The organism is Psychrobacillus sp. L3 (assembly GCF_042945595.1).
GTDB lineage: Bacteria > Bacillota > Bacilli > Bacillales_A > Planococcaceae > Psychrobacillus.
In genome coordinates this window covers 3,487,038-3,505,804 of sequence record NZ_CP168493.1, presented here as the reverse complement: position 1 = coordinate 3,505,804, position 18,767 = coordinate 3,487,038, and the positions used below count along the sequence as shown (strand labels likewise).

General features: G+C 36.9%; 18 protein-coding genes. 13 read left to right on the top strand and 5 right to left on the bottom strand.

The window, feature by feature from the left end; all coding sequences use genetic code 11:
• The first annotated feature begins 9 nt into the window (after positions 1-9).
• A complete protein-coding gene (gene hflX / locus ACEPXD_RS17505; RefSeq protein ID WP_391117992.1) occupies positions 10-1,281 on the top strand; it encodes a GTPase HflX in 1,272 nt (423 codons plus the stop codon).
• 193 nt (positions 1,282-1,474) lie between these two features.
• On the opposite strand, the gene ACEPXD_RS17500 is transcribed toward hflX, so the two are convergent.
• On the bottom strand, positions 1,475-3,193 hold the full coding sequence (locus ACEPXD_RS17500) for an ABC transporter ATP-binding protein (protein WP_391117990.1): 1,719 nt from the start codon (positions 3,191-3,193) through the stop codon (positions 1,475-1,477).
• Between the two features lie 165 nt (positions 3,194-3,358).
• Here ACEPXD_RS17500 and ACEPXD_RS17495 point away from each other — a divergent pair, with 165 nt between their 5' ends.
• From ACEPXD_RS17495 to ACEPXD_RS17460, 8 genes are all read left to right on the top strand, one after another.
• A complete protein-coding gene (locus ACEPXD_RS17495; protein ID WP_391117988.1) occupies positions 3,359-4,846 on the top strand; it encodes a peptide MFS transporter in 1,488 nt (495 codons plus the stop codon).
• A gap of 73 nt (positions 4,847-4,919) precedes the next feature.
• Positions 4,920-5,762, top strand: coding sequence for a DUF6612 family protein (locus tag ACEPXD_RS17490; RefSeq protein WP_391117986.1), 843 nt, complete (start codon positions 4,920-4,922; stop codon positions 5,760-5,762).
• Positions 5,763-6,021: 259 nt separating this feature from the next.
• Positions 6,022-6,972, top strand: a complete 951-nt coding sequence (locus ACEPXD_RS17485) for an ABC transporter permease (RefSeq protein WP_151701451.1) — start codon at positions 6,022-6,024, stop codon at positions 6,970-6,972.
• Entirely contained in the window at positions 6,965-7,918 is a 954-nt protein-coding gene (locus tag ACEPXD_RS17480; RefSeq protein WP_391117984.1) for an iron chelate uptake ABC transporter family permease subunit, read from the top strand. Before ACEPXD_RS17485 ends, ACEPXD_RS17480 begins: the two co-directional genes overlap by 8 nt.
• Positions 7,915-8,676, top strand: coding sequence for an ABC transporter ATP-binding protein (locus ACEPXD_RS17475; RefSeq protein ID WP_391117982.1), 762 nt, complete (start codon positions 7,915-7,917; stop codon positions 8,674-8,676). The genes ACEPXD_RS17480 and ACEPXD_RS17475 overlap by 4 nt, the downstream gene beginning before the upstream one ends.
• 19 nt (positions 8,677-8,695) lie before the next feature.
• Positions 8,696-9,691: a siderophore ABC transporter substrate-binding protein gene (locus ACEPXD_RS17470; protein WP_391117980.1), complete on the top strand. Its 996-nt coding sequence runs from the start codon at positions 8,696-8,698 to the stop codon at positions 9,689-9,691.
• A gap of 168 nt (positions 9,692-9,859) precedes the next feature.
• Positions 9,860-10,471, top strand: coding sequence for a phosphatase PAP2 family protein (locus ACEPXD_RS17465; protein WP_391117978.1), 612 nt, complete (start codon positions 9,860-9,862; stop codon positions 10,469-10,471).
• Positions 10,472-10,555: 84 nt separating this feature from the next.
• The gene (locus ACEPXD_RS17460) at positions 10,556-11,170 is read left to right on the top strand and encodes a uracil-DNA glycosylase (protein ID WP_391123345.1); all 615 of its coding nucleotides are present in this window, start codon (positions 10,556-10,558) and stop codon (positions 11,168-11,170) included.
• An 86-nt stretch (positions 11,171-11,256) separates the two neighbouring features.
• On the opposite strand, the gene thrB is transcribed toward ACEPXD_RS17460, so the two are convergent.
• Together thrB and thrC are read right to left on the bottom strand one after the other, a co-directional pair.
• Positions 11,257-12,177: a homoserine kinase gene (thrB, locus tag ACEPXD_RS17455; protein ID WP_391117976.1), complete on the bottom strand. Its 921-nt coding sequence runs from the start codon at positions 12,175-12,177 to the stop codon at positions 11,257-11,259.
• The gene (gene thrC / locus ACEPXD_RS17450) at positions 12,174-13,229 is read right to left on the bottom strand and encodes a threonine synthase (RefSeq protein WP_391117974.1); all 1,056 of its coding nucleotides are present in this window, start codon (positions 13,227-13,229) and stop codon (positions 12,174-12,176) included. Before thrC ends, thrB begins: the two co-directional genes overlap by 4 nt.
• Before the next feature lie 174 nt (positions 13,230-13,403).
• On the opposite strand from thrC, the gene ACEPXD_RS17445 reads away from it, so the two are divergent.
• The 3 genes from ACEPXD_RS17445 (at position 13,404) to ACEPXD_RS17435 (ending at position 15,900) form a co-directional block, all read left to right on the top strand.
• Entirely contained in the window at positions 13,404-14,606 is a 1,203-nt protein-coding gene (locus ACEPXD_RS17445) for an MFS transporter (protein ID WP_391117972.1), read from the top strand.
• 95 nt (positions 14,607-14,701) lie between these two features.
• Positions 14,702-15,226 (top strand): adenylate kinase, encoded by a 525-nt coding sequence (locus ACEPXD_RS17440; protein ID WP_391117970.1) that lies wholly within the window; start codon positions 14,702-14,704, stop codon positions 15,224-15,226.
• A gap of 89 nt (positions 15,227-15,315) precedes the next feature.
• The gene (locus tag ACEPXD_RS17435; RefSeq protein WP_391117969.1) at positions 15,316-15,900 is read left to right on the top strand and encodes a DNA-3-methyladenine glycosylase; all 585 of its coding nucleotides are present in this window, start codon (positions 15,316-15,318) and stop codon (positions 15,898-15,900) included.
• Positions 15,901-15,984: 84 nt separating this feature from the next.
• Here ACEPXD_RS17435 and ACEPXD_RS17430 read toward each other — a convergent pair whose 3' ends face one another.
• Both ACEPXD_RS17430 and hmpA read right to left on the bottom strand, forming a co-directional pair.
• The gene (locus ACEPXD_RS17430) at positions 15,985-16,785 is read right to left on the bottom strand and encodes a GNAT family N-acetyltransferase (protein WP_391117967.1); all 801 of its coding nucleotides are present in this window, start codon (positions 16,783-16,785) and stop codon (positions 15,985-15,987) included.
• A 158-nt stretch (positions 16,786-16,943) separates the two neighbouring features.
• Complete coding sequence (gene hmpA, locus ACEPXD_RS17425) at positions 16,944-18,128, bottom strand: NO-inducible flavohemoprotein (RefSeq protein WP_391117965.1); 1,185 nt, start codon at positions 18,126-18,128, stop codon at positions 16,944-16,946.
• Positions 18,129-18,303: 175 nt separating this feature from the next.
• On the opposite strand from hmpA, the gene ACEPXD_RS17420 reads away from it, so the two are divergent.
• Positions 18,304-18,747 (top strand): Rrf2 family transcriptional regulator, encoded by a 444-nt coding sequence (locus ACEPXD_RS17420; RefSeq protein WP_391123342.1) that lies wholly within the window; start codon positions 18,304-18,306, stop codon positions 18,745-18,747.
• Positions 18,748-18,767: the final 20 nt, after the last annotated feature.

Sequence of the window (18,767 nt, the reverse complement as noted above, 5' to 3'; positions counted from 1 at the left end):
GGAAGTATTTTGGATGAATTAAAAGAAAAGGCAGTCGTTGTTGCGGTTAATCTGAAGCATGATGAGCATTTCGAATATGGATTAGAGGAATTACACAACTTAGCAGAAGCTTTAAATGTAGAAGTAGTTGGGGAAGTAACGCAAAATTTAAATAGAGTAACCTCATCTCACTATGTTGGGACTGGAAAAGTAGAAGAAATTAAAAATTTCTACGAAGAAGCTGGTGCAAATCTCGTTATATTTAATGACGAATTGTCTCCATCTCAAATTCGAAACTTAGAAAGAGACTTGGATTGCAAAGTTATTGACCGGACAATGCTTATTTTAGATATTTTCGCACGAAGAGCTAAATCCAACGAGGCCCAAATGCAAGTAGAACTAGCGCAGCTTCAATACATGTTGCCTCGACTAGTCGGACTTCGTGCTTCACTAGGTCGACAAGGAGGAGGAACTGGCGGCGGATTCAAAAACCGGGGTGCAGGGGAAACGAAGCTAGAACTAGATAGACGTAAAATTGAAGACCAAATTGCTAAGTTAAAACGAGAACTTGAACATGTAAAAGATCAACGAGAAACTCAACGAAAGCAACGAAAGAAAAATGCCATTCCAGTAGTTTCTTTAGTTGGATATACGAATGCTGGTAAATCAACCATCATGAACCAACTTCTCAATAAAGTGGGACAAGAAGAATCGAAGCAGGTATTTGAAAAGGACATGCTATTCGCAACACTAGAAACTTCTGTTAGACAAATAAAATTAGCTGACCAAAAAGAGTTTTTATTAACCGATACGGTAGGATTCGTTAGCAAGCTTCCACATCATCTGGTGAAGGCATTCCGCTCAACCCTAGAAGAAGCACGTGAAGCAAATTTACTTTTACATGTAGTAGACGTTTCCAACGACGAACACCGTTACATGATGGATGTTACAAATGAAACCCTGCTCGCTGTCGGAGTAAAGGATGTCCCAACTATTTTTGTCTACAATAAATCAGACCTTGCGGAAATGAAGTATCCATACGTTTCAGGAGATAATATATGGATATCTGCAAAAGAAGGTGCGGGATTAGATGAATTGCTAGAAATCATCAAAAATCATATTTTCTCCGATTTTGTAAGCTGCTCCATGCTCGTACCTTTTGATCGGGGAGATATCGTATCCTATTTGAATGAACATTCATCCGTTAAATCAACCTCATATGAAGAAGAAGGTACGCTTGTTAAAGTCGAATTGAAAAAAGCAGATTATGACCGTTTTCAAAAGTTTATATTTGATAAATAACTAACTCGACTATGGAAATAGTAAAAAATGGACTTTCGACTGTTTCCATAGTCCTTTATTATGAGTAGTAAATTCCGTTGCGATAGCGCTCGGGACTGCTCCGAGAGAACCCGCCCAAGACAGAGAGCGCCACACCCACACCCAAACCAAATAAAAAGCTGCTCCACGCACTAAGCGGAGCAGCTTTCACTCGTTAAATTTCCTGGAATTGTATATTATGCAATCTAGCGAAAATGCCATCTTGCTCCACTAAATCATTATAGGATCCGTCTTCTGCAATACCATCTTCGGTTACTACAATTACTCGGTCTGCATCACGAATAGTTGCTAACCGATGTGCAATAATAAGAGTGGTGCGATTTTCCGCAAGCTCCATTAGGGAATGTTGAATAATTTTCTCTGTTTCTGTATCAAGAGCTGATGTAGCCTCGTCCAAAATTAATATTGGTGGATTTTTCAAGAACATGCGAGCAATTGCTAAACGTTGCTTTTGTCCGCCAGATAGTTTAAGCCCTCGTTCGCCGATTTGTGTATCGTAACCTTCTGGAAGCGCCGCGATGAAGCTTTCTAAATGCGCTTTTTTCGCTGCATCTTGAATTTCTTCTTCAGGAGCATCCTTTTTCCCATATGCAATATTTTCGCGAATCGTCCCAGTGAATAAGAATACGTCTTGCTGCACAATCCCGATTTGCGAACGTAAAGACTCCATGGCAATGTCTTGAATATTTAATCCATCAATCGATATAGCGCCAGTATTCACATCATAAAAACGAGGGATTAGTGAGCAGATAGTCGTTTTCCCTGCACCTGATGGACCAACGAATGCAACAGTTTCTCCAGCTTTTACGGATAAGTTAATATTATCTAAGACAGACCTATGATCGTCATATCCAAAGCCTACATTCTCGAATTCAATATCACCATTTAAATGAGATACTTTCAAAGCATTTGGGCGATCTTTAATCTCAGGATCCTGCTCCATAAGGTCTAAAAATCGTTTAAATCCTGCCATGCCTTTCGGATACAACTCAAGAAGAGCTGTAATTTTATCGACAGGTTTTATTAACACATTAACATAAAGGATAAAACTCACAAGCTCGCCGGTTGTCAATTTCCCTTTAACTGTAAACCATGCTCCCACTACAAGCACGACCAATGTTACAAGGCGAGTCATCATATAAATACTTGAATGTGTTCGTGCCATTACCTTATAAGCTACAAGCTTGGCCAAACGAAATTGTCCATTATCTTTTTGAAAGCGAGTAATTTCAAAATTTTCGTTTGTAAATGATTGCACGACGCGCACACCGGATACACTATCTTCAACACGAGCATTGACGTCCGCAATTTTACCGTACATGTTTTTCCATGCTTTATTCATCATAATATTTCCGTATGTTGCAACAATCGCTAGGAACGGTACCATAATAATTGAAATTAGCGCGAGCTCTGGATTGATGTGGAACATAATTAAAAATGCACCGATGAGTGTCATGATAGCGATAAATAAATCCTCTGGTCCATGATGGGCAAGTTCGCCAATATCAAATAAGTCATTTGTAATGCGACTCATTATATGACCAGTTTTCGTATTATCAAAAAAACGAAATGATTGTCTTTGTACGTGATTAAATAATTGCTGTCTCATATCGGTTTCGATATTAATGCCAAGTTTATGTCCTAAATAACTCACGACATAATTGAGGAAAGTACTCAAAATATAGACCAATAAAAGCAAAATGCCAATCTTAACAATCATATTCCAATCACCAGTCGGCAACAATTTATCGATAAACCATTGAACGGCTACCGGAAATGCAAGCTCTAGTATTGCGACGAATACTGCGCTACTAAAGTCAATAATGAATAATCGCTTATGAGGCTTGTAAAATGAAAAAAACTTTTTTAACACAAAATCTACTCCTTCCCTGTGTTACAACGACTATTATACCGAAAAACTTTAAAAGTCGAAATATATTAAATCTTATCTATTAGCTAATATTTCTAAATTAAATGTTTTTTGACATTGGAAATAGGGAAAGATATAATATGTTTCATTTAGAAAAGAGGTAAGAGCATGGCAACAAAAGAAGAAATAGTACAATCGGTCCCGCAAAAAGGTTTCTTTGGACATCCTAAAGGCTTATTGTCCTTATTTTTCACAGAGTTTTGGGAGCGTTTTTCCTATTATGGAATGCGCGCTATTTTAATTTACTATATGTATTACGAAGTGACGCAAGGTGGATTAGGAATTGATAAAACCACTGCCAATTCGATTATGGCTGTATATGGTTCACTTGTTTATATGTCTGGAATAATTGGTGGCTGGATTGCAGATAGAATTTTCGGAAATATTAAAACGGTTTTTGTCGGTGGTCTCCTTATTATGTTTGGCCATATTGTATTGGCATTCCCTGGTGGTATGACACCATTATTTATTTCTATGGCTCTAATCATTATTGGAACTGGACTGTTAAAACCGAATATTTCAAGCATCATTGGAGATTTGTATTCAGAAGATGATGTACGTCGTGATTCAGGCTTCAGTATTTTTTATATGGGTATTAATGCAGGAGCTTTTATAGCACCTTTAATCGTTGGAACTATTGGTCTTGAATACAATTTCCATTTAGGATTTGGAATTGCAGCAATAGGCATGGCTCTTGGTTTAATTGTTTTTATGATGACAAAGAAAAAATACCTTGGACTAGCAGGTTCATATGTACCAAACCCAATGTCTAAAGAAGAACGAAAGAAAGTTCTGACGCGAATTGGTGTTGCTATCCTATTAGTATTAATAGTTGGATTCATCTTAGTCCACCAGGGCATTATGACAATCGATGTTTTTACGATGACGGTGTCTATTTTAGGTATTGTTATACCAACGCTTTATTTTATTGTGATGTATAGAAGTGGGAAAACTTCTGCAGATGAAAAGTCGAGATTACTTGCATATATTCCGCTATTTGTTGCGGCTATGATGTTCTGGGCAATTCAAGAACAAGGATCAAATATTTTAGCTCTATATGCAGATGAACGAGTAAATTTAATGATTGGTTCATATAAGATTTCACCTGCATGGTTCCAATCGTTGAATCTTCTTTTCGTCATTGCACTTGCACCAGTTTTTGCATGGCTATGGGTGAAATTAGGGGATAGACAGCCATCTACTCCAAGAAAGTTTGCATATGGATTATTTTTTGCTGGGATGTCCTTTATTGTTATGATCATCCCTGCATATATAAATGGAACAGAATCTCTTGTTAGCCCATTTTGGCTAGTGTTGAGTTTCTTCTTAGTTGTTCTTGGTGAATTATTGCTTTCTCCAGTTGGTTTATCCGCAACGACCAAACTCGCACCTGCTGCTTTTGCGGCGCAAACAATGAGTTTATGGTTTTTAACGAATGCGTCTGCTCAAGCAATCAATGCGCAAGTGGTAAAACTATATACACCTGAAAATGAGATTGTGTATTTTGGCGTAATCGGAGTTCTCGCGCTTGTTCTAGGATTATTATTGTACTTTTTCACTCCTCTTATCCAAAAGTATATGCGCGGCGTAAGATAATAGAAAATAAATGAAACCTTTCCTGAGTCTTCCTCGTAAAGTTATTATCTGAAAAGAAGGGATGATAAACGAGATGAAGAAATGGACCACACTATTAGCTGTAGCCACATTAGCATTAGGTTTAGCAGCATGTAATGAGACAGCTGCCCCGGTAAAAGATAAGGATGTAACGGAGACGAGTAAGTTAACGCTTAAAGAAGTATACGATAAGTCGCTAAAAGTATCAGAAGAGTTGAAAAGTGTGAAGGCAAAAATAGATATGAAGCAAACGATGCATTTGCCTGCTCAAGATATGAATTTGGATGTTAGTTCCGTTTTGGAAATGGATTATATAGTAGATCCGATGCAGATTCATCAAACAGGGACGACAAGCATGCAGTCGGATGATCAGAGTTTGGAAGCACAAGATATTGAGATAGAAAGTTATATTACGAAAGATGCTTTCTATATGTATGAAGCAACATCTGGTCAGTGGATGAAGTTTCCGAAAGAAATGATGGATCAACTGATGAGTACAACAGATCAATCAAATCCGACAAATCAGCTGAAAATAATTCAAAATTATTTAGAGGATTTTACCTTCGAACAGGACAATGATAACTATATCTTATCCTTACAAGCCTCTGGAGAAAAATTTACAGAGTTGGTAAAAGCACAAGTAGATGAAGCGCTTCAAAGTATTAGTGGAGAAGAAGGAAATATAGATATGAACATTAATTCCATAAACTACTTAATTCACATCGATAAGAAATCATTCCAAACAAATAAAGTAGATATGGTTCTAGATATGGATATGACGATTGATGGAGAAAAGATGAATATGAAACAAAATGTTAAATCTGACTTCTCCAACTTTAATGAGATGAAAGAAATTGTTATTCCACAAGAGGTTATTGATAGTGCTACTTCCATCTGATTAATTTAAGTGCCAAAAAAGACTGCTGTAATTGTCGTGAAAAATCGACAGTTGTAAGCAGTCTTTTTGTTTTAAATGCATTCTTATAGTAAGGTTAATTACTGGAATATAAATGGACAAAATTACATATATATCATCAATTGAAAATCATTTTCATTAATGGTTGACTTGTAAACCCAAGGTGCTATAATAAAACTTGTGATTAAATGATAATGATTTTCACTATCATTATTTCGCAAATAGAATGATGAGGATAGTTATGAAAAAAAGATATCTTGTAATTGCACTAGTCGCGCTTTCTCTCTTATCTCTTTTTGTTGGTGTTACGAGAATTTCACCAATTGATTTGTTAGATTTTACATCTCAAAATACGCAAATATTTCTGATTAGCCGTATACCAAGGCTTATCGCCATCATACTTGCAGGAGCAGGGATGAGTATTGCAGGGTTAATCATGCAGAGTTTAAGTAGAAATAAGTTCGTATCTCCAACAACGGCAGGAACGCTAGATGCTACTCGTTTAGGAATATTAATCTCGATGATCGTATTTACAAATGCGACCTATATGCAGAAGCTCACTTTTGCATTTATCTTCGCTTTAGCTGGTACATTGCTGTTTATGCAAATACTTAATCGAATAAAGTTTAAAGATGCCATCTTTATTCCACTTGTTGGTCTAATGTTCGGAAATATTTTGTCTTCGATTACCACGTTTTTTGCTTACAAATCAAACATTGTTCAAAATATTACTGTCTGGCTACAAGGGGACTTTTCCTTAATCTTGAAAGGCAGATATGAATTATTGTACATAAGTGTACCTGTATTAATAATTGCCTATTTTTATGCTAATCGTTTTACTGTTGCTGGGATGGGTGAGGATTTTGCAAAAAATCTCGGTTTATCTTACAAAAGAGTTATGAACTTAGGTTTGGTATTAGTCGCTTTAATCTCAACTACGGTTGTTCTAACAGTTGGGATGATCCCGTTTTTAGGTTTAATCATTCCTAATATTGTATCGATATTTAAAGGGGATCATTTAGAAAAAACACTTCCACATACGGCATTGCTTGGAGTCATATTCTTGTTGGTATGTGACATTTTAGGGCGGGTGTTAATTTTCCCTTACGAAATTCCGATTAGCATGACAGTTGGTGTGATCGGAAGTGCCATCTTCCTATTCTTATTGTTTAGGGGGAAAGCATATGCGTAACAGCACAAAAATGATCTTATTGCTATCACTGGTCGTAGTTTGTTTAGCATTGTACTTATTTCAAGGATTGAATGGAAATTATGATTATGCGCTGCCACGTCGAGCGATTAAAGTGTTAGCGATGGCACTTACGGGTGTAGCAATTGCCTATTCAACAGTAATTTTCCAAACAATCACACATAATCGAATTTTAACACCGAGTGTAATGGGTCTTGATTCGCTTTATATGTTGGTACAGACATTTATTTATTATTTCTTTGGTTCGATGTCTATTTTAGTCATTAACAAAAATTATAATTTCTTTATTTCTGTTATAGCGATGATTGTATTTGCATTATTGCTTTATCGCTTTTTGTTTAATGCAGGTAAACGCCCAATTTATTTCTTACTTCTTGTTGGGATTATTATTGGTACCTTTTTGGGAAGCATTACAACTTTTCTTCAAGTGCTCATTGATCCAAATGAATTTACAAGCTTACAGAATAAAATGTTTGCAAGCTTTAACAATGTAAATGGAGACTTAGTCTGGCTTGCGATGATAATTATAGTCTTAAGCATCATTTACGGCTGGCGCACTATTAGAGAGTTGGATGTACTGTCTCTAGGACGTGACAATGCAATAAATCTTGGCGTGGATTACGATAAAATAGTCAAAAGTATGCTGGTGTTGTCCGCTGTTTTAATTGCTACTTCTACAGCACTTGTTGGGCCCATAACATTCTTCGGATTAATCGTTGCCAATTTATCGTACCAGTTTTTTAATACTTACAAACATTCTGTGCTAATTATTGGAGCTAGTTTAATGAGCTTAGTTGCATTAATCGGAGGACAGTGGATTGTTGAAAGGATTTTCACGTTCGATACTACATTGAGCGTAATTATTAACTTTCTCGGTGGAATTTACTTCATCTACTTGTTATTAAAGGAGAGTCGAGCTGCGACATGATCCAATTAAAAGAGGTAACAAAGTATTTTGCTAAAAAGCCAGTAGTGGACAATGTCAGTGTAAATATTCAGTCCGGAAAAATCACTTCGTTTATTGGTCCTAATGGAGCTGGAAAATCAACACTTTTGTCAATGGTGAGTCGTTTGTTAGATGCGGACACGGGTGAGGTCTTACTAGATAAATCAGATGTACGTAAATGGAAATCCAACGACTTCTCCAAACGCGTATCCATTTTGAAACAATCGAACTATATGAATGTTCGTTTAACTATTCGTGAGTTAGTTTCGTTTGGACGTTTTCCTTATTCCAAAGGACGTTTAAATGCAGAAGATATTAAAATGGTCGACAAAGCAATTGAGTATATGAACTTAGCTGATTTAGAAGATAGCTACTTAGACGAGCTTTCTGGTGGTCAACGTCAGCGTGCTTTCATCGCGATGGTTATTGCTCAAGACACAGAATATATTTTATTAGATGAACCTTTAAACAATTTGGATATGAAGCATTCTGTTCAAATTATGAAGATTCTTCGAAAGCTTGTAACAGAGCTTGGGAAAACGGTTGTAATTGTATTGCACGACATTAACTTTGCATCTGTATACTCGGATTATATTGTTGCGTTGAAAGACGGACGTGTGATCAAAGATGGTCCAACCCATGAGATTATTAACTCGGATGCTTTAAAAGAGATTTATGACATGGATATTCCAATTCAAGAAATGGATAGTTGCAGAATCTGTGTATATTTTAATTCATAAAAAAAGGAGATTTCAACAAATGAAAAACTGGAAATTATTATCGGTGATTTTTGCAATGCTAGTACTATTATTAGCTGCATGTGGTTCGAAAAATGAAGCAACAGAAGATACTTCAAAAGCAAAAGAGGATGCTACTACAGAAGGAGCAACAGAAGAAGCTTCTGTTTTCCCATTAACAATTGCACAACCAGAAGGATATAAAGAAGTAACACTTGATGCAAAACCTGAAACAGTTGTTGTATTTGACTACGGTTTCCTAGATACATTAGATTCCCTTGGAGTTGACGTAACTTCCGTATCACAAAGCAGTTTACCGAAATACTTAAGCAAATATGCAGATGAAGCTACTTACAAAAATGCTGGCGCATTGAAAGAGCCGGATTTCGAAGCAATCAGTGCAATGAAACCAGATGTAATTTTCATTTCCGGTCGTCAAGCAGATGCATATGAAGAATTAAGTAAAATTGCTCCAACCGTTTTTGTTGGTTTAAACACTGCTGACTATGTAAATTCATTTAAAGCAAATACAGCATTAGCTGGTAAAATATTTGGTAAAGAAGCAGAAGCGACTGCAGCATTAGAAAAAATTGATGCAAAACTTGTGGAAGTAAAAGAAAAAACAGCTAGTTTAGATGATAAAGCTTTAATCGTCCTTGCATCTGAAGGCGAATTAAGTGCTTATGGCCCTGGTTCACGTTTCGGTGTAATCCATGATGCATATGGTGTAAAAGCCGTTGATGAAAACCTGGAAGTTTCTACACATGGGCAAAGCGTTTCATATGAATACGTTTTGGAGAAAAACCCTGATATTCTTTTCGTAGTAGATCGCGACGCTGTAGTAACTGAGGGAGAATCAGGTACAAAAGCGGCAATTGAAAATGACATTGTCGGTAAAACAAACGCTGCTAAAAATGGCAAAATTTATTACTTAGATCCAGAAGTTTGGTACTTGTCCGGCGGCGGTATTGAATCAGAGAATGCTAAAATTGATGCTGTACTTGAAGCGTTGAAATAAGAAAGAAATAAAAGTCCGCGGGGAGCAGTTCCTCGTGGATTTTTGCTTTTTGGTGAATCGAACAATCATTCGGCATAATCGATCAATCAGATGGACATCCTTATTTTAATTTGTACTTAATGAATATCTAGCTTATACTTTTTGTAATGGATATTAGGAGGGAATTATATGAAAAAATGGTTTTATCCGCTAGGACTAGCTACGTTATTTGGGTTTGCTACGTTCTTTTTAACATTTACTAAGGATGAGATGGTTTCATTTGATCATAAAATGTCTGAATTACTTAGTGGCAATCAATTTATTATTGCTTTTCATTATTTAGGAGAAACCGCATTTGTTATTATCGTAATGCTAATATTGTTTGGGTACTTGTGGATACGCTCAAAAAACTATCGCGGAATGCTGTTTGGTTTGTTTACGGTTGGTGTAGGAAATGTGCTCAATCAATTATTAAAAAATTGGGTACAGCGGGCTAGGCCAGATATTCCCCATCAATTACATAGCTTTAGTTTCCCATCTGGGCACGCGATGGGAGGATTATTATATGTCTTCACGGTTGCGTATTTTCTAACTGAACATCAATCAAATAAAAAAATCCGTATACTTATTTGGATTGGAGCAATACTCCTTACAATGATGATTGGTTTATCTCGTATTGCTGAATCCCGTCATTTTGCATCAGATGTGTTAGCAGGATGGATGGTTGGGTATACATGGTTCGTTATTGTTGCGTTGTGGTATGAATACCGTAAAAAAAGCGTTCCAAAGATTAAATTGTAAAATCCTTTCCTTTTTAGGAAGGGATTTTTTAAAGGAGGACATATCTTGCTATTCGAGTTGCCAGATGAACTAGTTGCACTTGGAATGAATAGAATAGAAGGCTTTCCAGTAGAAGGTTTCGTCAAAGGGAAAGGTCCCAAAAATCCCGCAATATTATTAATAGGAGAAGCACCAGGAGAAAATGAAGCTATACATGGTATACCTTTCATCGGTAGAGCAGGAGATGAGCTAGAAAAGTCTCTTAAAAGTATCAACCTGACAAGAGATGACGTTTATATGACGAGTGCTGTGAGAAGTAGACCGTACATGTGGAAAGAAAAAAAGATGAGAAATGGTGAAATAACAGAAAAAAAATATAATCGACCTCCAACAAAGCAAGAAATCAATGCACATGCGCCATTACTCGACTATGAAATTAAAAACATAGCACCAATGGTCATTGTGACGTTAGGAAATGTTGGGCTACAGCGTCTACTTGGCAAAGATGCGAAAGTATCTAATTTGCACGGACAAGTACTTGATCATGCGGTGAGACATTTAGGTTCACTGGAAGAAAATAAGTATATATGGTCAGATGAAAAATATAGGATCATTCCAACCTATCACCCAGCTGCAGTTTTTTATCGTCCTTCCAACAGAGATTTTATAGAGGATGATTGGAGGAAGATTGGTAAATACGTCAGTGCTATGAAATACTAGGTTTGGGTCAATACATGGAAGTTCCACTTTTGCATTATTAATGCTACGCAGCTAAAAGTATAATTGATACAAAAAAGGCAGCACAGTTAGAGAACTGTGCTGCCTTCTTTATAGATCGAAACGATCGTTCCTGTTAAATTCATTCCAACTGGGGTGAGTTCAAAGTTAGGAAACTTTCCATATAAGTTAGAGATAAATTTTTCTTCAGTTCCTTTTTGGACAAGGGAGAGAAGGGTTGGTCCAGCCCCACTTATGCAAGTTCCAAATGCCCCAGCCTTTTTAGCCGCAATAATAATCTCCCTGCTTTCTGGAATTAGGTCTAGTCGATATGGTTCATGAAACAAATCCTGCTCCATATACGTCCCCACTTGTTCGAATGACTGTGTTAGAAATGCCGCTGTTAACAAGTTTGCAGTAGCGCTTGCTTGTGCGGCTATCTTACGAGTATAACTATCCGGTAAGGCATTTCTAGCTTTTTCTGTTTTTAATTCAAAGTTTGGTATGAATAAAACAAAAGTGGCGTCAATATTAGCAGCATGAAACACGTTGATTTCCCCATTTTTTGCACAGGATGAAATAGTAAATCCTCCAAAAATGGAAGCAGCAGCATTATCGGGATGACCCTCCATAACAGTCGCTACTTTCAATTTATCATGTGATGTGAGCTGAAGATTTAGTACCTGGTTAGCAACTTCTATCCCTGCAACAATAGCAGATGCACTACTTCCCATACCGCGAGCGAGTGGAATTTCACTTTTCACCTTTAAATGGCAGTTAGGTAATGTAAGCCCATGCATTTGAGCTGTTTTTTGAGCAGCTTGGACGATTAAGTGCTCTTGTGGATTTGGTATGTCGGGAAGATTTTTTGATAAATTATCAATTTTCCAATCCGTAGCAATCTCCACATCGACATCTAAATATTTATCCAAAGCGATTCCAATAGAGTCAAAACCAGGGCCTAAATTAGCTGTACTTGCTGGTATGGAAATTGCCCACTTTTTACTCATAGTACTCCCTCGATATATCGTCGAATTTCTTCCTCATCATTTTTTAAAGATATTAAATCCACTGTAGAAACTTGCATAGCGGTATCTGGATCTTTTAAGCCGTTACCAGTAAAAATTGTTACTACTTTGCTTCCTACAGGAATTTTTCCGCTTTTCACAGATTTAATAACCCCTGCTAAAGATGCTGCGGAACCCGGTTCTATAAACAGACCTTCACGACTAGCAATTAACTGATATGAGTTTAATATTTCTTCGTCAGTAACAGAGTCAATAATGCCACCAGATTCGTCACGAGCCGCTTCCGCTAATGACCAACTCGCAGGATTTCCAATTCGAATTGCTGTTGCAATTGTTTCAGGACTAGCAATTGGTGAACCTTGTACGATTGCAGCCGAGCCTTCTGCTTCAAACCCATACATTTTCGGCAAACCAGATTGTTTTACTTCATGATATTCTTTGAAACCTTTCCAATAAGCACTAATATTTCCTGCATTGCCGACCGGAATACATAAAAATTCAGGAGAAGAACCTAGCGCATCTACAATTTCAAAGGCAGCTGTTTTTTGTCCTTCTAGACGATACGGATTCACCGAGTTAACTAATGCAACAGGTGTTGTTTCGCTGACTTTCCGAACAATTTGTAGTGCATCGTCAAAGTTTCCATCAATCTCAATAATTTTAGCACCGTACATGCAAGCTTGTGCTAATTTACCAAGCGCAACTTTTCCTTTTGGTATCACTACGATGGATTTTATCCCTGCCCGAGCAGCGTATGCAGCAGCAGCAGCTGAAGTGTTACCTGTAGAAGCACAAATAACACATTTACTCCCTTCTTCTATTGCTTTAGCTACAGCAAATACCATCCCGCGATCTTTAAATGATCCAGTCGGATTTGCCCCTTCCACTTTTCCGTAAAGTTCGATTCCTAGTTTTTTTGACAAGTTATCTAGTTTAATAAGAGGCGTATTTCCCTCGTGTAATGATAATTTAGGAGTTTTTTCTGTTATAGGTAAAAATTCTTTATATTCTTCCATTAAACCTTGCCAAGCCATGATGATATCCGCCTCTCTGTTCTTCTTGAATAAACATATGTATTTCTATAAAGGACATTCTACCTTAATAAAGTATAAAAAACAAGATTAAATTTCTATTGATAGTTTACGATTCGATGCGTATACTATTCATGTAAAGATAACACACGACAGATGTAAAGACAGGGGAAATATATGAGTAAAAAGAATTCTTTATCAAAGAATAAATTATTAGGAATTGCAGGACTTGCATGGATGTTCGATGCAATGGATGTAGGTATTCTATCATTCATTATTGCAGCGCTGTCTGTAGATTGGGGTTTAACTCCAGTGCAAATGGGATGGATCGGAAGCGTGAACTCTATCGGGATGGCAGTTGGCGCATTAGTTTTTGGCGTTTTTGCTGATAAAGTAGGTCGGAAAAAGATTTTTATGTTAACGTTATTGCTGTTTTCTATCGCAGGAGGATTATCCGCGTTGACAACTACATTGGCAGCATTTTTGATTTTACGATTCTTCGTTGGAATGGGTCTAGGTGGGGAATTACCTGTTGCGTCAACACTAGTATCTGAAAGTGTAGAGGCAAAAGAACGAGGCAGGGTCGTTGTATTATTAGAAAGTTTTTGGGCTGCGGGCTGGTTAATATCAGCACTAATTGCTTACTTTATTATTCCGACTTACGGTTGGAGAATTGCTTTAGTAATTACTGCATTACCTGCATTTTACGCCATCTATTTACGTATTAAATTACCAGATTCACCTCGCTTTACGGAGAAGAAAACACAATCTAGAACGATTATGCAAAATATGAAAGAAGTATGGTCCAAGCAATATGCGAAACGGACTTTAATGCTCTGGATTGTTTGGTTTACGGTCGTATTTTCTTATTATGGAATGTTCTTGTGGTTACCAAGTGTGATGGTGATAAAAGGATTCAGTTTGATAAAGAGCTTTGAGTATATATTAATCATGACGCTTGCTCAATTGCCCGGTTACTTCTCTGCAGCATGGTTAATAGAAAAAATGGGTCGCAAGTTTGTGCTAGTTACCTATTTACTTGGAACTGCAGCGAGTGCATTTGTATTTGGTTCTGCTGATACAACTGCTGCATTAATTATTTCTGGTATGTTATTGTCGTTCTTTAACCTAGGAGCTTGGGGAGCTTTATATGCTTATTCCCCGGAACAGTACCCAACAGTTATCCGTGCAACAGGTTCTGGAATGGCTGCTTCAGTGGGCCGTGTAGGAGGAATTTTAGGACCTCTATTAGTTGGGTCGCTTGTAACAGCAGGATATGAAATTAGCTGGATTTTCGGTATATTCTGTATCGCCATCGTCATTGGAGTATTATCCGTTCTAATTCTTGGTACCGAAACAAAACAAGTTGAATTAGATTAATTTAGGAACCCGTTCTATATTGGAGCGGGTTTTATTATGTTTGGATGTTAAAACATAGTAAAATGAAGAAGTAGTAACGCAAGGGGAGTGGGGAATTGGGGAAATTAAAACATAAAAGAATCCTAATCATTGGCTCGAGTGGCGCAGGGAAATCGACATTATCAACAAAGCTTGCAAAGAGGTGGCAATTACCGTTAGTCCATTTAGACGCACTCTTTTGGAACGCTGGATGGGTTCCAACTCCAAAGCCAGAATTCAGAGAAAAAATTCAAGGGAAATTAGAAGAAGATGAATGGATTATTGATGGTAATTTTGATTCTACTTTAGAGTTAAGAGCCAAGTATGCGGATTTAATTATCTTCTTGGATTTCCCAAGATTTCTATGTACGTATAGAGTTTTGAAGAGAGCATGGATGCACAGAGGAACTACCCGCCCTGATATGGCTCCTGGCTGTGAGGAAAAAATAGATATAGCATTTGCGAAGTGGGTTTGGTGTTTTCCGAACGACGCTCGTCCAGGAATAGTAGTGGTTTTAAGAGAAGTCAAAGCAGATATATGTATATTACGAAGCCCAAAGGAAGTAAAAGGTTTTTTAGAGAGTTTAACAAATGTAAAGTAGGAGAAGATAAATCAGAAAGTCTGTGAGTGTATATTTGAAATTCAGAGAAAAACTAACAATTAAAGCGAAGAAAATGGGGTTTATTTAAATTGAAACCAATTGATGAAACTTTTTTTCAACAGCCAACATTAGAGCTTGCAAAAGATTTATTAGGAAAATATATCGTGCATGAGCATAATAGTGGATTACTTATCGGTAAAATTGTGGAAGTGGAAGCATATATGGGAGCGGAAGATAAAGCGGCGCATAGTTTCGGAAACCGAAGAACAAAGCGCACGGAAGTGATGTTTGGAGAACCTGGGCTTATTTACACTTACCAAATGCATACACATACGCTGATTAACGTAGTGGCTGGCGTGGAAGGAACACCCAATGCCATTTTAATACGAGCAGTAGAACCAATCAAAGGTCTTGAACAAATGAAAGAAATTCGAAATGACCTCCCAATGAAACAATGGACAAACGGCCCTGGAAAATTAACAAAAGCATTAGGAATCACGATGGAATACTACGGAAAAAAGTGGACGGAAAAGCCCTTGTACATAACAGAAGGTGTGGAAGTACGTTCAATTTCTACTGGACCTAGAATAGGTATCGATAATAGTGGAGACGCAGTACACTACCCATATCGGTTTTGGGAAACGGACAATCCATATGTATCGAAAATGAGATAAGGAGTAATGGGTGAATCAGCGGTCTAATCGCAAACTCACAAAAAAGACCGACCAAAATAATATTGGCCGGTCTTTACTAATTGGTTATATCAATTTACCCATATAAAACTCATCCACAAAGTGATCATTAATGACTAACGCATTTTTTCGGTCGCCTTCAATAGCGAAACCAAGCTTTTTATAAAGCTTTTGTGCATTCGTATTCTCTTTAATGACGGAAAGCTCAAGTTTTGAAATTCCTACCTCTTTTGCCCATTTCTCCCCATGATGCATAAGAGAAGAAGCGATCCCTTTATTAGAAAACTCTTGTTTCACACCAATAACTACAGAAGCTCTATGCAATGCACGTGGAGCTGGTCCACCGGTAAATAATACATACCCAGCAAATTGTCCATTCATGATCGCGAAAAGTAAAATAGAATTAGATGTATTTTTCCAGTGAGTCATTTCTTTCCGAATGCTTTGAACAGTCATTTGTATGTCTGATTTTCCATACAACATAAAGTCTGTTTCAGAGAAAATGGATTCCTGTAAGCGAATGAATGAACGAGCATCTTCTAATTCTGCTTCCCGTATGATAAGAATATCTTGTTGGTTATTTTCATCTAAGAGCCTTTCTTCTGTTTCTATAACGTTGCTATGAAAAGTAACTGATTTCCCTAATTCTACAGATTTTACGGAGTATCCATTATCTGTCCAGGCGAAATAATGTAATGCAGGTGGCTTTGTCTTTTTCCACCAACTGCTACTTAAATACGCAGCATTCGGCAATATTTGCCCAATGACTGCTTCAATTTCACTATATTGTAATGTAACTTCTTTATTAGTTGATTGTTTGAAAAAGTTGGCAAGTGGTATGTATTTGCTCTCAAAAAGTTTGGTCATTATCTCACTCTTTTCTTTATCTACAAGAATTATAGCCTAATTATAGCACCAAATACTTAGATGCACACTACTAAAAGCTTATTTTTGCGTTAAATAATTCCTGTATTTAAAAAGTATTACTCCAAAATGAAGTAACACTTTTAAACAGTAAACTAATATTAAGCTTCCACTAATTCTAATTGTAGAGCAGGACCGAAGAATTCATAGTGAATTTGTTCATTTGAATAACCAAGTTCGAATAGATAATTAATCATTGCTTCCATAAATCCAACTGGTCCACAAATGTATACATCTCCATCTATGCGTGCGTATTCTTTCAGTGCGTCTTTTGAAATAAATTCATCGCTATCAGAGTAAAGTGACACATATTTTGCATCATCCATTGTTTCCATTAAAGTTCGAATATCTTTATCGAATGGATGGAGGTTTTCGTTACGGGCACTATAGATAAATGATACTGGACGATTTGGTTGGTTTTTCGCAATTGTTTCGAACATACTCATCATTGGTGTAATACCAACTCCACCACTCAAGAAAGTAGCAGGAGTTGTTTTTTCTGGATCTAAAACAAATTCCCCAGCTGGTGCAGTAAGTTCTACTGTATCACCAACGTTTACATTATTGTGTAAATGAACTGAAACTTTTCCTTCTGGATTATTTTCGTCTTCTTTTTTCACGGAAATACGAAATGTTTCATTGTCTGCTGCTTTCGATAAGCTATACTGTCTGTTTAATAAATACTTTTCCCCTGGAACGCTTACACGGATTGTAATGAATTGACCAGGTTTATAAGAAGGTAATACTTTTCCATCTGCAGGCTTTAAGTAGAAAGAGGTAATATTGTCACTTTCTTTTACTTTATTTACTACAGTAAAGTTTTTAAAGAATCTCCAACCTCCTTCTTTTGACTCAGCTGCTACATACATTTCTTCTTCGATACCGATAAACGCATTTGCGATTACTCCATATGCTTCAGCCCATGCATTAATAATGTCGTCTGTAGCCGCATCGCCTAATACTTCTTTAATAGCACCAAGTAAATGTTCTCCTACTATTGGATAATGTTCAGGTTTGATCCCTAAGCTCACGTGTTTTTGTCCAATTTGTTTTACAGCTGGGATAATTGCAGCTAAATTATCAATATGCACTGCTGCAGCGTATACAGCGTTTGCTAGAGCAGTTTGTTGACGGCCCTTTGCTTGGTTTGCATGGTTAAAAATATTTAAAAGTTCCGGGTGAGCAGCGAACAAATTTTTATAAAAAACGGTTGTAATTTCAGTTCCTTTCACTTCTAATACGTGTGCAGTAGATTTTACAATATCAATTGTTTGTTGAGATAACATGATCTTTACACGTCCTTTTCTTTTTCTTGTTGTTTATGGATACAACAATACTCTCTCTTTTTATTTAAAGCAATATATGAAATACATCTTTAAAGTAGCTTTAATAAATCAGACACATTTCTTTCACGACTTTGTCATAATCGTTATAATGATTATGAAGAATGGCGGTGGTAACATGAGATTGACTATGTATACAGATTTCTCACTTAGAGTGTTAATATACCTGGGAACAAAAGAAAGAAATGAACTTTCGACAATTCAATCCATTTCAGATGCGTATAGTATTTCGAAAAATCATTTGATGAAAGTCACTCATGAATTAGGAAAACTCGGTTATATTGAAACGATACGTGGACGAGGTGGCGGCATTCGTTTAGCGATGGAACCGACAGCTATTAATATAGGACAAGTTGTAAGACAAACAGAAGACGACTTTCACTTAGTAGAATGTTTTGATTGCAGCACTAATTCTTGTGTAATTACGCCTGCTTGTAGTTTGAAGGGTGCACTCCAGTTAGCCTTAAAGGCGTATTTAAATGTGCTAGATGAATATACGCTCGCAGACTTTTTACGTCAAAAATCCCAATTAGCAAATTTACTTTTCAATCAGCAGCGATAAGTGTGATAAAATAGGTTCGG

Bases quoted from the DNA above. Each gene is read 5' to 3' on its own strand.
- ACEPXD_RS17495 (WP_391117988.1), top strand. From the start codon at position 3,359: ATGGCAACAAAAGAAGAAATAGTACAATCGGTCCCGCAAAAAGGTTTC.
- ACEPXD_RS17490 (WP_391117986.1), top strand. From the start codon at position 4,920: ATGAAGAAATGGACCACACTATTAGCTGTAGCCACATTAGCATTAGGT.
- ACEPXD_RS17485 (WP_151701451.1), top strand. From the start codon at position 6,022: ATGAAAAAAAGATATCTTGTAATTGCACTAGTCGCGCTTTCTCTCTTA.
- ACEPXD_RS17480 (WP_391117984.1), top strand. From the start codon at position 6,965: ATGCGTAACAGCACAAAAATGATCTTATTGCTATCACTGGTCGTAGTT.
- ACEPXD_RS17475 (WP_391117982.1), top strand. From the start codon at position 7,915: ATGATCCAATTAAAAGAGGTAACAAAGTATTTTGCTAAAAAGCCAGTA.
- ACEPXD_RS17470 (WP_391117980.1), top strand. From the start codon at position 8,696: ATGAAAAACTGGAAATTATTATCGGTGATTTTTGCAATGCTAGTACTA.
- ACEPXD_RS17465 (WP_391117978.1), top strand. From the start codon at position 9,860: ATGAAAAAATGGTTTTATCCGCTAGGACTAGCTACGTTATTTGGGTTT.
- ACEPXD_RS17460 (WP_391123345.1), top strand. From the start codon at position 10,556: ATGAATAGAATAGAAGGCTTTCCAGTAGAAGGTTTCGTCAAAGGGAAA.
- thrB (WP_391117976.1), bottom strand. From the start codon at position 12,177: ATGAGTAAAAAGTGGGCAATTTCCATACCAGCAAGTACAGCTAATTTA.
- thrC (WP_391117974.1), bottom strand. From the start codon at position 13,229: ATGGCTTGGCAAGGTTTAATGGAAGAATATAAAGAATTTTTACCTATA.
- ACEPXD_RS17445 (WP_391117972.1), top strand. From the start codon at position 13,404: ATGAGTAAAAAGAATTCTTTATCAAAGAATAAATTATTAGGAATTGCA.
- ACEPXD_RS17430 (WP_391117967.1), bottom strand. From the start codon at position 16,785: ATGACCAAACTTTTTGAGAGCAAATACATACCACTTGCCAACTTTTTC.
- hmpA (WP_391117965.1), bottom strand. From the start codon at position 18,128: ATGTTATCTCAACAAACAATTGATATTGTAAAATCTACTGCACACGTA.
- ACEPXD_RS17420 (WP_391123342.1), top strand. From the start codon at position 18,304: ATGAGATTGACTATGTATACAGATTTCTCACTTAGAGTGTTAATATAC.